The organism is Arthrobacter sp. NPDC056691, assembly GCF_042791415.1.
Taxonomy (GTDB): domain Bacteria; phylum Actinomycetota; class Actinomycetes; order Actinomycetales; family Micrococcaceae; genus Arthrobacter.
Map to the genome: position 1 here is coordinate 48,869 of NZ_JBHTXX010000008.1, position 17,487 is coordinate 66,355.

Sequence of the window (17,487 nt, forward strand, 5' to 3'; positions counted from 1 at the left end):
GTCTATTTCCCTCCTTCTCGGAGCTGTTCGAGCCGGTCGGCCAGAAAGCTCCATGTTCTCCAGAACTCCTCCAGGTACTCATCCCCCTGGGCATTGAGCGTGTACACCTTGCGCGGAGGGCCCTTCTCTGACGGACGCTTCTCGACGTCGACAAGGCCCTTTTGCTCGATCCTCACCAGCAGCGCATAGACCGTGCCCTCCGCGATATCGGCGAATCCCTTCTCCCTGAGCAGCGTCGTGATCTCGTATCCATACGCCGGCTTACCGGTCAGGAGGGCAAGAACGATGCCCTCCAGCGTCCCCTTGAGCATCTCCGTCATTTGCTTGCCCACCGGACACCTCCTCCAGCTACTTAGTACTACTAGCTACCAGTACATAGTAACGCTAAGTAGACGAAGCGCAATGGTGCCACAGTGAGAGAGCGTTTAGCGCACGACGGCGAAAGCTGAGAGAGCGTTTATCCACCCGAACGCTCCCGCAGATCCCGCCGCCTCCACCCCCAACGCGCCCGCAGATCCCGCCGCCTCCACCCGAACGCTCCCGCAGATCCCGCCGCCTCCACGCCCAACGCTCCCGCAGATCCCGCCGCTACCGGTTGACAGTGGCTGTCACTACCGTGAAAAGCCTGAAGTAGTTGGGGCATACGCTCAATTTCTCGTCAGCGGGAACACGCGCACCGTCCAAGATCACGTTAGCCCCGGCGGACAGGGATGAACCGTCCGGCAATGCCAGTGACTCGCCCTTGAACACAGTGCCTTCAGGGAAGACCAGCGTTGTTTCTTCCCCGCCGCGGGTCCGCACCACGATGCATCCGGCCCTATCCGCGGCAAGACTGCCGATGAGCTGACCGCTTGCCTCGGGAGCGGACGACACCCCGGCGTGCACCACGGCTTTCTTGCCTGCGGCACTCTGGACCACCGCCGTCGGCATTTCCTGCTGAACCGAAGGCACAGCCGACGCGGGAGCAGGATCCCCCTTCGGCGCCGAACACGCCGAAAGCAAAAGCGCGACAATCGCGGCTAAACCGAAGGCAGCGCGGTGAATCATCGTTGGTCCCCTCATTTTCGACGCCGATTCCTAGGCCAGCATAGGAGCCCTGGCGGCCCGCGTCGCCGGCATGTCAAAATGCCGCGGCGCGCGGCAGGACCTTCCCACGCCGGCCGCGGCCGAATACGGTAATGCCTGACGACCCGATTAGGAGGAGCCAATGCGCAAGGTGACCGCCGGACTGTTCCACTCCGTGGATGGCGTGGTGCAGGACCCGTTCAATTTCCAGTTCGACAGCTTCGATGAGGACCTCGGCAAGGGTCTGACCAAGATGATCAACACCGTGGACACCGTCGTGCTCGGACGGGTCAGCTATCAGGAGTGGGCGGGGTACTGGCCCAACGCTTCCCAGGACGAGGACTTCGCCGCCTTCATCAACCCGGTGGAAAAGTTCGTCGCATCGCGCACCCTGTCGGAACCGCTCGAATGGCAAAATTCGCACCTGATCGGGGCGCCGCTCGAGGAGTTCATCACCGATCTCAAAAAGCGCGACGGCGGCGAGATCGCCGTATGCGGCAGCATCTCGGTCACCCGGCAGCTGCTGTTCGCCGGCCTCCTCGACGAGCTGACCCTCATGACGCATCCAGTGGTGGCCGGCAGCGGGCGGCGGCTGTTCGAGGACGGCGATCCGCTGACCAGGCTGGAGCTGAAGGACCAGTACAGGACCAGCAAGGGAAACATCGTCAGCACCTACAGCGTTCGCAACGACTGACGATTGGACACTTCGGGCTGCCCGGGCCCGTCAGGTCCGGATGGTCCTGAGTGCGGTGGACCAGGAGATGAGCTGGTCCAGCAGCGGCTTCAAGGCTTCTTCAGCGTCATCACTCGGTGTGAAGACGGTGTAGTTCTCGAACTCTGACGCGAAGGGCAGCGCCACCTGGGCGCGGACGCCTGCCATCTGCAGCTCCGCCGTGATCAGGCGGAGGTTTTCGACCGCCCGAACTCCCCCGGCACTTCCGTAGCTGACAAATCCCGCGGCCTTGTTGTTCCACTCGGCATAAAGGAAGTCCAGCGCGTTCTTCAGTGCACCGGGAACGGAGTGGTTGTATTCGGCGGTCACGAAAATGAAGCCGTCGAAGCGGGAGATTGCCTGCGCCCAGACCTTCATGTGCTCGTGGGTGTACTGACCCATCGATGGCGGTATGGGCTCATCCAGCAGCGGAAGGTCGTAGTCCGCCAGGTCAAGCAACTCGAAGTCCGCGCCTCCCCGGGCACCGGCCCTGGAATACACCCACTCCGCCACCTGCCTCCTGCGGCGCTGCGGACGCGTGCTGCCGATGAGCACCGCTATCTTCACCATGATTCGCTCCCGTTCATTCCGGTAATTCCTTGATACAGCGGCGCAGGCGGTGACGCCGTAGCCAGGCCCCGGCTGCGCAGACCTGGGTGAGGAAGGGCCGGGAAAAGACGACGAAAGGTGAGGACGCGTCCGGGGAAAGACGGCGAAAAGTGAGGGAGCGTCCGGGAAAAGACGACGAAACGTGAGGACGCGTCCGGGAAAAGACGACGTTAGGTGAGGAAGCGTCCGGGAAAAGGCGGCGAAAAGTGAGGGAGCGTCTGATCTCACGCCACCCGGATCATGTCGCCTAATGCAACCGGGTTGTTTCAATTGCAACCATCCACACCTCTATAGCGAAGCGACCCCTCGCCATTCAGCGGCACTCCACTATCCGGATTGGACAAGACACTCGCCAGATAAGCCCAAAAATACCCATTGACGAGTGAGCCGGGTCACGCCTAGTCTGGTGCAACAGCGTTGCAACACAAGCAACCCCAAGCTTTCATTGGTGGACACATGGAACACCCGATAACCCAGACGGCCGGAGCAGCAGAGCCGCTGACCGGCCACGCCAGCCAAGCCAGCCAGCCCAACGAGGCACCCCACTCCGGCGACGGGGTCAGCAAAGACACCCGACGCCGGGTCATCACCGCGAGCTTCATCGGCAACTTCGTCGAATGGTTCGATTACGCCGTCTACGGCTACCTGGCCGGCATCATCTCCACGGTCTTCTTCCCGGAGGCCGACCGCCAGACAGCATTGCTGGCAACCTTCGGCGTCTTCGCCATCTCCTTCTTCGTCCGGCCCCTGGGCGGCTTCTTCTGGGGCCACATCGGAGACCGGCTGGGACGGCGGAAAGCGCTGTCGCTTTCGATCGTCATCATGTCTGTGGCCACGTTCTGCATTGCCCTGATCCCCGGCTACGGCACCATTGGTTTCCTGGCGCCGGTCCTGCTCCTGCTGGTCCGCGTCGTCCAGGGGTTCTCCGCCTCGGGCGAGTACGCCGGCGCTTCCGCCTTCCTGGTGGAGTACGCACCGGCACATCGGCGCGGACTGTATGCCGCCGTCGTACCCGCAAGCACCGCGGCGGGACTGCTGCTGGGCAGCTTGCTGGCCGCACTCCTCACCTCAGTCCTTAGCGAAAGCCAGCTGCACGACTGGGGCTGGCGCCTGCCGTTCCTGCTCGCCGCCCCGATGGGCCTGATCGGCCGGTACATCCGCACCAAGCTCGAGGACACCCCCGCGTTCCGCGCCCTCTCGCAGGAGGAGCACGGCAAGGCACCCGCCCGGGACATGTTCCGGAACAACAGGCGGCAGCTCATCATCGCCACGGGCGCGGTGCTGCTGAACGCCGTCGGCTTCTACGTCATCCTCAGCTACATGCCCACCTACCTCGCCGAGGAACTGGGTTTCGGCGCCGGCGAGTCGTTCCTGGCCACCACAATCGCGCTGGCCAGCTACATCGGCTTCATCTTCCTTACGGGCATCGCCTCGGACAGGTTCGGCCGGAAGCGCATGCTGATCACCGCGTCCGTGCTGTTCATGCTGCTGACCGTGCCGGCGTTCATGCTCCTGGACACGGGCAACTTCCTGGTGATCGTCCTGGTCCAGATCCTCCTGGGCGGCATGCTCACCCTCAACGACGGCACGCTGCCCAGCTTCCTGGCCGAGCTCTTCCCCACGAAGACCAGGTACAGCGGGTTCGCCGTCAGCTTCAACCTCTCCAACGCCCTGTTCGGCGGCACCGCCCCGTTCATGGCCACCCTCCTCATCGGCCTCACGCACAACAAGCTGGCTCCCGGCTGGTACCTCGTGGCCGCCTCACTGGTTTCCCTGATCGCAGTCCTGTTCGCCGTGGAGACTTCCAAGAAGCCCCTGCAGCAGCACTGACACCACACCCACCCAAGAAAGAAAAGGAACAAGCATGACCATCACCGAGAACCTCCCCCGTCGCGGCGACACTGTCAACGACGTCGCCAAGCTCGAACGCCTCAAGGTCCTCAACAACGGCGAGAAGGTCACCCTGACTTTCTCGAATGAAGAGTTCGAGCGCCGCCTCGCCGGCCTGCGCAGCATCATGGCCGAGAAGGACCTGGACGCCGTCGTCCTGACCAGCTACCACTCGATCAAGTACTACTCCGACTTCCTGTTCACCTACTTCGGCCGCTCCTACGCCATGGTGGTCACCAAGGAGGACACGGTCACCGTCACCGCAAATATCGACGCCGGCATGCCTTGGCGCCGCAGCTACGGCGACAACCTCGTGTACACGGACTGGCGGCGGGACAACTTCATCCACGGGATCCAGGAGGTGCTGCGCACCCGCGGCATCAGCGTCCGCCGGCTCGGCGTCGAGGACGATTCCCTGCCGCTGGACAACCGCAACAAGATCCAGGCCGCGTTCGATTCCGCCACCCTGGTGGACGTGGCCCAGGCCGCAATGCGCCAGCGCATGATCAAGTCCGCCGAGGAAATCGAGGTCATCAAGCACGGCGCCCGCATCGGCGACCTCGGCGGCGAAGCAATCCGCAACGCGATCACCGCCGGCATCACCGAATACGAGGTGGCCCTCATCGGCACCGAGGCCATGGTGCACGAGATCGCCCGCACGTTCCCCGACTCCGAGATCCGCGACACTTGGGTGTGGTTCCAGTCCGGCATCAACACCGACGGCGCGCACAACTGGGCCACCACCCGGAAAATCCAGGAACACGACATCCTGAGCCTGAACTGCTTCCCCATGACCTCCGGCTACTACACGGCCCTGGAGCGGACGCTGTTCTACGGCGAACCGGATGCCCGCTCGCTCGAACTGTGGAACATCAACGTCGAGGTCCACCGGCGCGGCCTGGAACTCATCAAGCCCGGCGCCGTCTGCAAGGACATCGCCGCCGAGCTCAACGAGATCTACGTGTCCCACGGCCTGCTCGCCAACCGCACCTTCGGCTACGGCCACTCCTTCGGCGTCCTCAGCCACTACTACGGCCGCGAAGCCGGGCTCGAGCTCCGCGAAGACATCGACACCGTGCTCGAACCGGGCATGGTGGTCTCCATGGAACCGATGATCACGGTCCTCGAGGGCCAGCCCGGCGCGGGCGGCTACCGCGAGCACGACATCCTGGTGGTGGGCGAGGACGGCGCCGAGAACATCACCACGTTCCCGTTCGGCCCCGAATACAACATCATCAGCGCCTAACGCCGTCGGGTAACAAACAATCAGGGCATGCCCTCCCCGGGCAACCGTTGTCGTCAAGGCTGTTGATTTAGCAGCCTTGGGTTAAGTACGACGACGGCGGCCGGCCGGGAGGGCATGCCCACCCCCGCTTCCGCTCGGCAACATTGACCGGAAGCACGACCGCGAAGAAATATAGTGAACACCATGACTCCCCCGGCAACACCCGCGAAGCCAGCCCCCGACACCGGCAAGGACGCCGGCAACGAAGCCGCCAGCGGCGACGCCCGCGGCGCCTCGGTGATCGTCAACGCCATCGCCGTGCTCCGCAGTTTCACCGCGGACGAGCCGATGCTGGGCGTCACGGAAATCGCCAGCCGTGTTGGCCTGCACAAGAGCACGGTGTCCCGGATCCTGGCCACGTTCGAGCAGGAGCACCTGGTGGAGCGGGACCCGGACACGCGCCGCTTCCGGCTGGGGCTGGGCCTCATCGCGGTGGCTGGGCCGCTGCTCGCCGAGCTCGAGGAACGCCGCGTGGCCTACCCGGTGCTGCGGGAACTCACCGAACGGACCGGTGAGACCAGCGCCCTGATGGTGTGGAACGGCACGGAGTCGATGTGCGTGGAGCAGATCGCCAGCCGCCAGCAGGTCAAGCACACCACCCCGCTCGGCGCCCGGTACAACGACGCCCTCAGCGCCTCGGTCCAGATCTTTCTCGCCGGCGAACAAACCGAACGAGTGAGCACCCTGCTCCGCAGCGGCACCATCACCCTGCCCGGCCTCGACGGCCACTCCGTCGAGGAGTACCTGCAGCGGCTCGGGGACGTCAGCAAGCGCGGTTGGGCCATCAACTACGGCGAGACGTCCATCGAGGAGGTTGGCATCGCGGCACCCGTTTACGACCACCGCGGCGACATCGCGGCCGCCGTCCTCATCCCCGCACCCAAGTTCCGGGTTTCCCCCGACACACTGCAAAGCCTCGGCGAAGCCTGCGCGAGCGCGGCCGGGCAGGTCACGCAGCGCCTGGGCGGGGTGGCTCCAAAGCAGCGCCGCAGCGCGTAAGGACCGCAGCAGCGACTAAGCACCACCGCACCACGTAAGAACCACAGGCAAAGCCCGCACCTTTCGCGCTGAAAGGTGCGGGCCCGCCGTCGTACTTTAGCTTTGGTGACGCAAGCCCGGTGGGGATCAGCCGTCCGAGCCGGCCGGCGCAGTGGTGGGCGTGTAGCCCTCGAGCTTGAGCGCGGCGTCCGCGTACTTGTTGGTGAAGGTGCCGCCGAAGGTCACCTTGGAGGTGTCCACGCCGTTCTGCTTCTCCATTGCGAAGATGGTCTTGGGGCCGCCAGCCGGCATGAGGCCATCAGGCAGGAACTGTCCCTTGTCCGTGTCCAGCGCCTTGACGTACTGGTCCTTCGAGATGGTGCTGTTCTGGACGAAGGTGGAGGGCAGCTTGTCCGCGATCTCTGCGGCCGAGTGGGTGCTGATCCAGTGCATGGTGTCCACGAGTGCGTTGACAACCTTCTGGGCCTCGGCTTCGTGGGAATTGACCCAGTCGGCCTGTGCCAGCACGCTGGCCGCGGGCCAGGAGCCGCCGAGCGCGCCCTTGGTGCCGTCCGCGGTCGCCAGGTCGATTGCCGAGACGGCGAGGTTCTTGCTCTCCAGCGCGCCGACTGTGGGCTGGGTGGTCATGACGCAGTCGGCGGAGCCGCGCTGGATGGCCGCGATGGCGGTGGCTCCGGCGCCCACGGCGATGGTGTGGTAATCGTTCTTCGTGACTCCGGCTTTGGCCGCGATGAACTGGGTGAGCTCATCGGTGCCCGAGCCGAGGTCGGTCACGCCGACGGTCTTGCCCCTGAGGTCCGCGCCCGAGTGGACGTTGGCTTTGGGGCTGCACATGATGCGCTCGCCCGGTGCACTGGAGAGCTGCACGAGGTCGATGACGTTCTTGCCCTTGGACTGGAAGTCGACCGTGTGGATGTACCACGCACCGGCCATGTCCACCTGGCCGGACGCCATGGCTTCTTCCGCCCCGACGCCGCCGTGCTGCTCCGTGGAGAGCTCCACCTTCACGCCGTACTTCGTGTAGTAGCCGAGGCTTTCCGCCAGCTGGTAGGGCAGGTAGATCTGCTTGTCGATGCCGCCCACCATGAGCTTGACCGTTGGCATTGTCGAGGTGTCCGCTGACGCGGTGCTGCCGGAACCGCTGGAGGCGGGCGAGCTGGCCGAGGTGCCGCCGCCGCAGGCGGCGAGGCTGAGGGCGACCACGCCCAGGGCAGCGGTGGCGTAGAGCTTGTGCTTCATCATTGGGGCACTTTTCCTTTTTCTCTTCTGGATGTTGCTGTGTTTGACGGGTGTAAATCGGTTGGACGGCCTGGGCTGTCAGATGGCCTGGGCTTCGGAGCGGTTTGGCGGCCGCCATTTCAGCAGGGTGTGTTCCAGCAGGCTGATCAGGTACTCGGCGGCGAGCGTGATCACGGCGATGATCACCATGCAGGCGAACACAGTGTTCGGGTCGAAGGTGCCCTGCGCCTGGCTGATGATCAGGCCGATGCCCTGCTGGGCGCCGAGCACCTCCGCGACGAGTGCGCCGATGATCGCGAAGCCGAAGGCCGTGTGGAGGCTCGCGATGATCCACGTCATCGCCGAGGGAATGGTTACGTGGACGGCCACCTGGAGCGGTGATGCACCGAGCACCCGGACGTTCGCGACGAGGTTCTGGTCCACCTCACGCACGCCCTGGAAGGCGTTGAAGAAGACGACGAAGAAGACCAGCACTGCGGCGAGCAGAACCTTCGGGAAGACGCCGAGGCCGAAGGCCACGATGAAGATCGATCCGAGGACGATGCGGGGAATTGAGTTCACGATCCGGATGTAAGGCCCCACGACGGCCGAGAGGTACTTGTTCGAGCCCAGCAGGAGTCCGAGGACCACGCCGACGAACGTGCCGAGAAGGAAGCCCAGGCACGCCTCCTGCATGGTGATCCAGAGATTCTCCCAGATGGTGCCGAAGGCCGTTCCCTCGGTGAAGAGCTTCACGAGGCTGTTCCAGATCTCACTGGGCTGGCCGAAGAAGAACGCATCCACCCAGCCTTCCGAAGTGAACCACTGCCAGCCGCCGATTACTGCCACGGCGAGGACGGCGCGGCCCACCCAGACTGCCGTTGCGCGGCGCCGGTACTGCGTTTTGCCGGACTGCGCGGCCGCGGCCTGCTGCTGTTGCTGCTGCGGGTTCACCGTTTCCTCCTGCACAAGAGTGGTCATGCTGCTGCACCTGCCGTCTTGGCGTAGGCGCGGGTGACCTCGTCTTTGAGCGATTCCCAGATCTGGCCCTGCAGTTCGAGGAAGCGCTCCTCGTGGCGGATTTCCTGGACATTTCCGCGCGGCCGGGGGAGGTCGATGTCGAAAACGTCCTTGACCGTTCCGGGGCTGCTGGTCATGATCACCACCCGGTCGGAGAGCGCCACGGCCTCGTCGAGGTCGTGGGTGATGAAGAGGACCGAGGGCCTGAGCTCCTCCCAGAGCTTGAGCAGCTCGTTCTGCATGATGGCCTTGGTCTGCACGTCGAGCGCACCGAACGGCTCGTCCATGAGCAGGATCCTCGGATTGTTGATGAGGGCGGCGGCCATGGCAACGCGCTTGCGCATTCCGCCCGAGAGCTGGTGCGGGTAGCGGTCCTCAAAGCCGGCCAGCCCCACACGGCGGATCCAGTCCCTCGCGAGCAGGGTGGCCTCGCGCTTGGGGGTTCCCAGCAGCACCGGTCCCATCATCACGTTGCTCAGCACGCTCTTCCACGGGAAGAGCGCATCCGCCTGGAACATGTAGCTGACGCCGTCCGTGACACCCTCGACGGCCTGGCCGCCGACGCGCACAGAGCCCTGGCTGGGACGCTCCAGCCCGGAGACCTGTGCCAGCGTGGTGGACTTGCCGCAGCCCGTGGGGCCGACAATCGAGCAGAACTGCCCGGGTTCCACAGCAAGCGTCACATCCTGAATCGCGGTGAACGTCTCACCCTTCGGCGTGAGGTAGCGCTTGGTCAGCCCCGCGATATCAATGCCGGCATCCTTGCCGCCATCCGCTGGTGGGCGGATTCGATGGTTTACACCCATGGCGTAAAGCCTCTCTGTTGTCTGCGCCAGCCGCCTCATTTGCGGCGACGCCTTTGTCCGGTGGATCCTTGAGCCATGCCTTCGACAGTTCGTCCTTTGTGACATGAGTCATGATCAGTGCACCCACCGTAGAAAGGACTGCCGGGTCAGGGCCACGCTTGCGTGCCTTGTGAGGGTTATTAGCCTTCATTCAGGTTTTGAACCTTTTGATCGGAATGCCGTCCGGGGCGCCCGGAATGCCGCGCTCGGCCGGGCAGGATGCGGGCGGTGAGCAGCCCGAAGGCGTGGTGGGGCGCCCGGCCGCTCGCTTCCCAGATCCTTGTGTGGACGCTCGTGCTGATCGTGGTCACGGTGGGACTGGGCGGGCTGGTGACCAACCGCATCACCGGCCAGGTCCTCGATGACCAGTTCCGGCTGCGGGCCCTTGGCGTCGCGGAATCCGTGGCGCAGATGCCGGAGGTCGCGACCGGCGTGGCCACCGGCGATCAGGGCCACCAGATCCAGGGCATCGCCGAGCGTGTGCGCACGCGCGCGGAGACGGACTACGTGGTAGTCACGGACCGGGACGGCATCCGCTTCTCCCACCCCACGCCGTCGCTCATTGGAAAGCGGCTCGAAGAGCCGGTGGCCGTGCTCGACGGCCAGACCCATGTGGGCACGGACCACGGCAGCCTGGGCGACTCCGCCAATGCGAAGGCGCCGATCCTGGATGCGGCGGGGAACGTCGTCGGACAAGTCTCGGTGGGCATCCTCGAGACCACCGTCAGCGTGGAGCTTGAACGGGACGCCGGCATCGTGGGCGGGTCCTCGGTGCTCATCCTCCTGATCGGCGGTGCGGGCTCGTTCCTGCTGGCGCGGGCCATCAAGCGCGCGACGTTCGGACTCGAACCGTCGGAGATCGCCTCGCTCCTGCAGGAGCGGGAGGCCCTGCTGCACGGTATCCGCGAGGGCATGGTGGGAATTGACGACGCCGGCCGGGTCACCGTGATCAACGGCGAGGCCCGGCGCCTGCTGCGCCTCGAAAACACGCCGCTCGACCGCCCGGTGGAGGAGCTCATCCCGGAGGGACGGCTCCGCGACGTCCTCACCGGCGAGGCGCCCGGCGCCGATCAGACGATCATCACCGACGACTCCCTCCTCGTGGCCAACCGCATGCCGGTGAGCGTGGGCGGCCGGAGCGTGGGCGCCGTCGTGACCCTGCGCGACCGCACCGAAGTGGAAGCGCTGGTGCGGGACCTGCGTGCGTTGGAAGGGCTGATGGCTGCCCTGCGTGCGCAGGAGCACGAGTATGCAAACCGGATGCACACGGTGGGCGCGCTCCTCCATCTGGGCGACATCGAGCAGGCACGCACCTTCATCTCGGGCATCGCGGACACGTCGCGCTCCCTCGGCGAGGGCCTGCGCGCACGGATCGAACCGCCCGAGCTCGCAGCGCTCATCTATGCAAAGATCACGGTGGCCGCGGAGCAGGACGTGAGCGTGGCGGTCTCCGACGAATCACGGCTCCGCGAACCGGGGCTCGGGACGCAGGATCTCCTGACCATCGTGGGGAACCTGCTGGACAACGCGGTCGACGCCGTCTCCAGCCTTTCGGGACCACGGGAAGTGACGCTTACCCTGGATGACTCCGCCGGCGTTTTCGTCTCAGTGACCGACAGCGGTCCGGGCGTCCCTGCAGAGGCGGTGGACGACGTCGTACGCGACGGCTTTACGACGAAAACCGAACGGGCGGGGCAGGACGGCGGCCCGGCGCTGCGGCGCGGCATAGGCTTGGCGCTCGTGGCGAGGATCGTGCGCCGCGCAGGTGGCACGATGGATGTGTTCGCCGGGCCGGGCGGACGCTTCGAAGTATGGATTCCGAAAGGCGGGGCAGAAGGATGATCCGGGTGCTGGTTGTCGACGACGACTACCGCGTGGCGCGGCTGCACGCCGCCCAGGTGGCGCGCGTTCCCGGGTACGAGTGCGTCGGTGAGGCGCACACCGTTGCCGAGGCGCGCGCCGCGATCGCGGGGCAGCGCCCCGACCTCCTGCTCCTGGACGTCTACCTGCCGGACGAGGACGGCATCTCGCTGCTGCAGTCGCTGCGCGAGGCGGGTGAGGACGTGGACGTCATCATCATCACGGCGGCGCGCGACGTCGGGACCGTGCGGGCGGCGATGCGCGGCGGGGCGGTGTACTACTTGGTGAAGCCGTTCGGGTTCGAGCAGCTCGCTGAGCAGCTGCGGGCCTACCAGAAGTGGCGCGCGGACGCCGAGTCCCGGCGGATCACCGGGCAGACGGACGTGGACGCCCTGTTCGCATCCCGGCGGGCTTCTGTGGCGCCCGCAGCCGGCACCAGCTCCGCGAGGCGCCTCCCGCCGACCATGCAGAAGGTGCTCGACGCCGTGGTGGCGGCCGGCCGGCCCCTGGGCGCACAGGACGTCTCGGACCTGATCGGCATCTCGCGGCCCACCGCACAGCGCTACCTGAGCGAGCTGGAACGCAAGGACCGTGTGGCACTCCACCTCGAGTACGGCACCACCGGGCGGCCGGTGAACACCTACATCCCCGCCGATACCCGCTAGCTCCGCTCCACCACGCTATTTTGAGTGCCTGGCCCCCGTCTTCCTCGTTACTTCCTCAGCGGCAACGATGGCAGGAGCCGCGGTGGAGCTCGATGCTGCAGAGCCCGAGGATGCCGGTGCCGGCGCCGCCGCGGGAGCGGCTGCTGCCGTCGGAGCCGGAGCCGGCGCTGCCGCATTCGGCGCCGCGGAGGCTGTGGGTGAAGGGGCCGGGGCAGGAGTAACTGCCGGTGCCGGCGTGGCAATCGGAGCAGGAACCGGAGCGGACGCCTTCGGAACGGGAGCAGCCGTAGGCGCGGGAGCAGGGCTTGCCGGCGTGGTTGCGGGGGCGGGCGTGATGGCGGGTGCCGGAACTGGTTTGGGCGCGGGTGCAGGCTCAGGCTTTGGTGCCGGCGTGCTTGGCTTCGGCGCCGGAGCCGGGGTCACCGGCTTAGGCACGGTCACTTTCGGCGCAGTCACCTTCGGCGAGGGGACCGGCGCTGCGTGCTTGGGCGCAGCCGCCTTGTGTGCCGGAGCCGGTGCGGCGTGCTTAGGTGTGGCTGCCTTGTGTGCCGGAGCGGCGGCCCGCCGAGAGGAGGGCTTCGCTGCGGAAACAGACACTTTGGCAGTCTTGAAGGACTTGGCCGTCGAAACGCTTGCCGATGTCCCGTGCTCGTCGTTGACCGCCGCAGCGCGAGCGCTGGCCCCGACCGGGACAGCCCAATTCGGCGTTTCCGTAGCGGTGCCGGACTTCCGGTAGTCGGTCATCGTTATGTTGGCGACTGGCCCCGAATGGCGAAGCCGCAGCAGGGTCCAGTTGTCGGGGTCCGTGTGTTTGCCGTTCAGGATGGTTTCGAAGTGCAGGTGGCATCCGGTTGATGAGCCTGTGGTCCCGACCTTGGCGATGAGTTGCCCCACCTGGACTGTCTGGCCCTTCTTTACGCCGATGCCCTCAAGGTGGTTATAGGTAGTGATCAGGCCGTTGCCGTGGTCGATTTCCACTCGGTTGCCGCCACCCCACGGGTGCCATCCCACTGCCCGCACCACGCCCGCATCGGCTGCGTAGACGTTAGTTCCGCAGGCGGCCGCAAAGTCCTGGCCCCAGTGAAACTCACCTGCCACGCCGGAAATTGGACTTGTCCGCAGTCCAAAGTGCGAGGTGGGAACCAGGACCTCCAACGGCGCCATCAGACTTCCGGCCGCGGGGCGCCGCACCTTGGTTGAAACCACATCGAGCTTTTCACTCACTGGCTTCGCTTCGGTAAAGACCACGGTGCGACTGTAGGACAGCAACGCATCCGCAGAGGCCGAGACGGCACCGGTGTTCGAAACGACAAGGCTTGAACCTGGGACGCTCGAACCCGAGCCCTCAGCAGCCTCAGCCACGGCAGCGGATACGAGAGGCGCGTTGACGGCGACGTCGGCAGCCTGCTCGGCGGGCATCTGCCCGGACGAAAGAACCGGGCCGGTGCTCTGGAATCCCAAGGCATAGACCGCCAGGAAAGCCGTGCCAGCCCCTACCCGAACGGCACGACTTAGGACGGCAGGACGCAGGATCTGTGGTGTGTGCCGGACAGCGGCTGGCGCCAGATGCTTTGACATTAGATCTCCCCATGAAGGCCGCCGGATGCTGGTGGATGACGGCATGCTCCTAACATGGGAGCATGCCGGGCAGGTCAGCGAAACCGCTACGGCCGCATATGTGGATAAGCTCGGAAAATCTTGACCGGGACCTACCCCTAAGTGCGCAAATCTTCGGCTGACGTTGAGGAATCCCGATGCGCCCACACCGAGACCGGCCCGGCACAAAGTAGGTCGCAGCACAGGGCGGTCTCAGCGCTGGGAACGCCCTGAGTTGCGACCTAGTTGGGTCAGCGGCGGAGCCCCTGGGAAACCACGCCCGGACCAAGAAAAAACCCGTAGTCGCCGGCACCGGACCGGAGTATTCTGTACAGCGCCCGGCCTGTGACGCCCGGCCAGCCCCCGTCAGGAAAGCAGCGGGCAGTGGCGCCCCCTCCCGGCAACCAGAAGCAAGCAGCGGGAACCAGAAGCATCCAGAAGCAACCAGGAACCAATAAGAACAAGAGTCAATGAAGACCGCCTAGGAGGGCCCCATGCCTTCATCGAACAGCACCCCCATCCCCCAACCGCCCACGAAACCACTGGTAGGCAACCTGCCCGATATCGACTCGTCCAAGGGAATCCTGGGCATCGTCGACGTGGCCGAGGAGTACGGCCCCATCGTCCGCATCCAGGTTTTCAACCGCAGCATGATCGCCGTTTCGTCCCAGGAGCTCGTCAACGAGATCTGCGATGAGACCCGCTTCGGCAAGGTGCTCGGCGTGTCCCTGCGCCAGGTGCGGGACTTCATCGGCGACGGCCTGTTCACGGCCGAAACCGAGGAGCCCAACTGGCAAAAGGCGCACCGCATTCTGATGCCCGCGTTCGGACCGAAGGCCCTGACCAAGATGTTCGCCGGCATGGACGACATCCTGGAGCAGTTGCTGCTCAAGTGGGAGCGGCTGGGCCCCGCGGCGAAGATCGACGTTGCGGACAACGCCACCCGGCTGACCCTGGACACCATCGCCCTGTGCTCGTTCAGCTACCGGTTCAACAGCCTCTACCGCGAGGAGATGCATCCGTTCATCGGGGCCATGGTCCGTGCCCTGAGTGAGTCCCGCGACAGGTCCACCAGGCTGCCCGTGCAGAACAAGCTCATGATCCGCAAGCGGCACCAGCTGGAGGAGGACAACGCGCTGATGCTCGAGGTGGCCGAGCAGCTCATCAGCGACCGGCGCCGCAACCCGAGTCCAGAAGGCAGCGAGGACATCCTGGACACGATGCTCAACGCGGCGGACCCGGTGACCGGCGAGCGCCTGCCGGAGAGCAACGTCCGCAACCAGATGGTCACCTTCCTGGTGGCCGGGCATGAGACCACCAGCGGGCTGATCACCTTCATGATGTACGAGCTGCTGCGGCATCCGGAGGTCATGAAGAAGGCCCGTGCCGTCGTCGACGAGGCGCTGGGAACGGAAGCCGCCCGGTTCGAGCACCTGCCCAGGCTGGGGTACCTGGACCAGATCCTCAAGGAGACGCTCCGGCTGTGGCCCACCGCCCCGGCGTTCAACGTGGCACCCTACGAGGACACGGTGATCGGCGGCAAGTACGAGATCGCCAAGGGACAGACCCTCATGGTCCTGATCCCGCAGCTACACCGGGACAAGGCGGCGTGGGGCGAGGACGCCGAGCTCTTCAACCCGGACCGGTTCTCCCCCGAGCGCGTCGAATCCATCCCGGCCAACGCCTGGAAGCCGTTCGGCAACGGCCAGCGCTCGTGCATCGGGCGTGGGTTTGCCCTGCAGGAGGCCCAGCTGTTCCTGGCCAAAGCCCTCCAGCGCTTCGACATCACGGCCGCCGATCCGAACTATGAGCTGCACATCAAACACACCCTGACCATGAAGCCGGAAGGGCTTTTTATCCACGTCCGACGGCGGGACGTCCGTATCGACGCAGCGGCAAGTGCCGCCGTCGGACAGTTGGACAGAGGGATGGGAACCGGGGAACAGCCCCGGACGGCGGAGGCACTTGCGGTTGCCGCCGCCAACGGCGTTCCGGTGCGAGTGCTGTACGGCTCGAACGCGGGCACGTCCCGTGATTTTGCGCAGCGCATAGCGAACGACGCCGGGCGGCGGGGCTACAGCCCCACCATCGCCCCGCTGGACGAGGCGGCCGGCGGGCTGCCCACGGTGGGGCTGGTCGCCGTCGTCGCTTCATCCTATGAAGGGATGCCGCCGGACAATGCCAAGAAGTTCATGACTTGGACCGAAAGCCTGCAGCCGGGCAGCCTCGCCGGGGTGCGGTACACGGTGTTCGGCAACGGCAACCGGGACTGGGCGCGGACCTACCAGGAGGTGCCCAAGGCCATCGACGCGCGGTTCGAGGCGGCCGGCGCCGAGCGGGTCTACGAACGCGGCGAAGCGAACGCCCGCGGCGACTTCTTCGGCGACTTCGAGGAGTGGTACGCGGGATTCTGGCCGGCGGTGGACGGCGCGCTCGGTCAGCGGACCAGTGCGCCCAAAGGCCAGCCGCAGCTGGAGGTCCAGTTCGTGGGCAACGTCCGGGACACATTCCTGCGGCAAAACGATCTGTCGGTGGGCACCGTCGTCGTCAACCGGGAACTGGTGGACCTGACCAAGCCCGACGCCCGGTCCAAGCGGCACGTGGAGGTCGCACTGCCGGAGGGCATGGGCTACCGGGCCGGGGACTACCTGGCTGTGCTGCCGCTGAACCCGGCAGACCTGGTGCAGCGGGCCCTGACGCGCCTCAGCCTGGACTACGACTCCCACGTGGTGCTGTCCATGGAGCACGGGGACACGTTCCTGCCCACCGGCGCGCCTGTGGCCGTGGGCGAGCTGCTGAGCAGCTACGTGGAACTCGCGGTTCCGGCCACCCGGCCCCAGCTGGAGCAGCTGGCCGAGGTGGCGGCGGACCCGGCCGAGCGCGCGGCGCTGGAGGCGCTGGCGCAGGACCGGGACCGGCACGCTGCGGAGATCGTGGACAAGCGCGTCTCGCTGCTGGACCTGCTGGAGACATACCCGTCGTGCCAGCTGCCGTTCACGACGTTCCTGCAGCTTCTCACCCAGCTGACCCCGCGGCGGTACTCCATCTCGTCGTCGCCGCTCTGGAGCCCTGACCACGCGACCCTGACGTTCGCCGTCATCCAGGCGCCGGCATGGTCCGGACGCGGGACGTTCGAGGGGGCGGCGTCCACGTATCTGGCCCAGGCGCGGCCGGGATCGCGGATCGCGGTGACGGTGCGGCCGTCGAACGCGGCCTTCCACCCGCCGGAGTCCCTGGCCATGCCGGTGATCATGGTGTGCGCCGGGACCGGGCTGGCCCCGTTCCGCGGCTTCGTCCAGGACCGGGCGCTGCGGGCCCAGGCCGAGGACATCAGGCCGGCAAAGTCCCTGCTGTTCTTCGGCTGCCGTGCCCCGGACACCGACTACCTCTACCGGACGGAACTCGAATCCTGGGCGGAGCAGGCCAACCTGGACCTGCGGCCGGTCTTCTCCAAAGCGCCGACCGACGGGCAGAAGTATGTCCAGCACCGCCTGTGGGCGGACCGGGCGGACGTCAAGGAACTGGTGCAGCAGGGGGCCACAGTGTTCGTCTGCGGCGACGGGAAGCACATGGCGCCGGAGGTCCGCGAGACCTGCGAGCGCATCTACCAGGAGGCCACCGGCGCTTCCGAGGCGGACGCCGACGCCTGGATGGACGAGGTGGAGCGCACGCATGGCAGGTACGTGGCGGACATCTTCACGTAGGGGGTTGCTTTAGGTGGGA

At 66.0% G+C, this 17,487-nt stretch carries 14 protein-coding genes; 7 read left to right on the plus strand and 7 right to left on the minus strand.

Annotated elements, in window-relative coordinates; all coding sequences use genetic code 11:
- Positions 1-2: 2 nt before the first annotated feature.
- Together ACFRAU_RS09025 and ACFRAU_RS09030 are read right to left on the minus strand one after the other, a co-directional pair.
- Positions 3-332 carry a PadR family transcriptional regulator gene (locus tag ACFRAU_RS09025; protein ID WP_377999628.1) on the minus strand — a complete coding sequence of 110 codons (330 nt, stop codon included), beginning with the start codon at positions 330-332 and terminating at the stop codon, positions 3-5.
- Between the two features lie 256 nt (positions 333-588).
- Positions 589-1,047, minus strand: a complete 459-nt coding sequence (locus tag ACFRAU_RS09030; RefSeq protein WP_377999629.1) for a hypothetical protein — start codon at positions 1,045-1,047, stop codon at positions 589-591.
- Positions 1,048-1,207: 160 nt separating this feature from the next.
- Between ACFRAU_RS09030 and ACFRAU_RS09035 the strand changes: the two genes are divergently transcribed.
- Positions 1,208-1,759, plus strand: coding sequence for a dihydrofolate reductase family protein (locus ACFRAU_RS09035; protein ID WP_377999630.1), 552 nt, complete (start codon positions 1,208-1,210; stop codon positions 1,757-1,759).
- A gap of 30 nt (positions 1,760-1,789) precedes the next feature.
- Here ACFRAU_RS09035 and ACFRAU_RS09040 read toward each other — a convergent pair whose 3' ends face one another.
- Positions 1,790-2,347 carry an NADPH-dependent FMN reductase gene (locus ACFRAU_RS09040; RefSeq protein WP_377999631.1) on the minus strand — a complete coding sequence of 186 codons (558 nt, stop codon included), beginning with the start codon at positions 2,345-2,347 and terminating at the stop codon, positions 1,790-1,792.
- A 495-nt stretch (positions 2,348-2,842) separates the two neighbouring features.
- On the opposite strand from ACFRAU_RS09040, the gene ACFRAU_RS09045 reads away from it, so the two are divergent.
- From ACFRAU_RS09045 to ACFRAU_RS09055, 3 genes are all read left to right on the plus strand, one after another.
- A complete protein-coding gene (locus ACFRAU_RS09045; protein ID WP_377999632.1) occupies positions 2,843-4,216 on the plus strand; it encodes an MFS transporter in 1,374 nt (457 codons plus the stop codon).
- A gap of 34 nt (positions 4,217-4,250) precedes the next feature.
- Positions 4,251-5,522, plus strand: a complete 1,272-nt coding sequence (locus ACFRAU_RS09050; RefSeq protein WP_377999633.1) for an aminopeptidase P family protein — start codon at positions 4,251-4,253, stop codon at positions 5,520-5,522.
- A 183-nt stretch (positions 5,523-5,705) separates the two neighbouring features.
- Complete coding sequence (locus ACFRAU_RS09055; RefSeq protein ID WP_377999723.1) at positions 5,706-6,560, plus strand: IclR family transcriptional regulator; 855 nt, start codon at positions 5,706-5,708, stop codon at positions 6,558-6,560.
- 126 nt (positions 6,561-6,686) lie between these two features.
- Here ACFRAU_RS09055 and ACFRAU_RS09060 read toward each other — a convergent pair whose 3' ends face one another.
- From ACFRAU_RS09060 to ACFRAU_RS09070, 3 genes are all read right to left on the minus strand, one after another.
- Entirely contained in the window at positions 6,687-7,802 is a 1,116-nt protein-coding gene (locus tag ACFRAU_RS09060) for an ABC transporter substrate-binding protein (protein ID WP_377999634.1), read from the minus strand.
- A 75-nt stretch (positions 7,803-7,877) separates the two neighbouring features.
- Positions 7,878-8,759: an ABC transporter permease gene (locus ACFRAU_RS09065; RefSeq protein WP_377999635.1), complete on the minus strand. Its 882-nt coding sequence runs from the start codon at positions 8,757-8,759 to the stop codon at positions 7,878-7,880.
- The gene (locus tag ACFRAU_RS09070; protein WP_377993581.1) at positions 8,756-9,604 is read right to left on the minus strand and encodes an ABC transporter ATP-binding protein; all 849 of its coding nucleotides are present in this window, start codon (positions 9,602-9,604) and stop codon (positions 8,756-8,758) included. The genes ACFRAU_RS09065 and ACFRAU_RS09070 overlap by 4 nt, the downstream gene beginning before the upstream one ends.
- A gap of 267 nt (positions 9,605-9,871) precedes the next feature.
- Here ACFRAU_RS09070 and ACFRAU_RS09075 point away from each other — a divergent pair, with 267 nt between their 5' ends.
- Together ACFRAU_RS09075 and ACFRAU_RS09080 are read left to right on the plus strand one after the other, a co-directional pair.
- On the plus strand, positions 9,872-11,485 hold the full coding sequence (locus ACFRAU_RS09075) for an ATP-binding protein (protein ID WP_377999636.1): 1,614 nt from the start codon (positions 9,872-9,874) through the stop codon (positions 11,483-11,485).
- Positions 11,482-12,168, plus strand: a complete 687-nt coding sequence (locus ACFRAU_RS09080; RefSeq protein WP_377999637.1) for a response regulator — start codon at positions 11,482-11,484, stop codon at positions 12,166-12,168. The genes ACFRAU_RS09075 and ACFRAU_RS09080 overlap by 4 nt, the downstream gene beginning before the upstream one ends.
- Positions 12,169-12,183: 15 nt before the next feature.
- Here ACFRAU_RS09080 and ACFRAU_RS09085 read toward each other — a convergent pair whose 3' ends face one another.
- Positions 12,184-13,746 (minus strand): M23 family metallopeptidase, encoded by a 1,563-nt coding sequence (locus ACFRAU_RS09085; protein ID WP_377999638.1) that lies wholly within the window; start codon positions 13,744-13,746, stop codon positions 12,184-12,186.
- 512 nt (positions 13,747-14,258) lie between these two features.
- On the opposite strand from ACFRAU_RS09085, the gene ACFRAU_RS09090 reads away from it, so the two are divergent.
- Positions 14,259-17,468 carry a bifunctional cytochrome P450/NADPH--P450 reductase gene (locus ACFRAU_RS09090; protein WP_377999639.1) on the plus strand — a complete coding sequence of 1,070 codons (3,210 nt, stop codon included), beginning with the start codon at positions 14,259-14,261 and terminating at the stop codon, positions 17,466-17,468.
- Positions 17,469-17,487 lie beyond the last annotated feature (19 nt).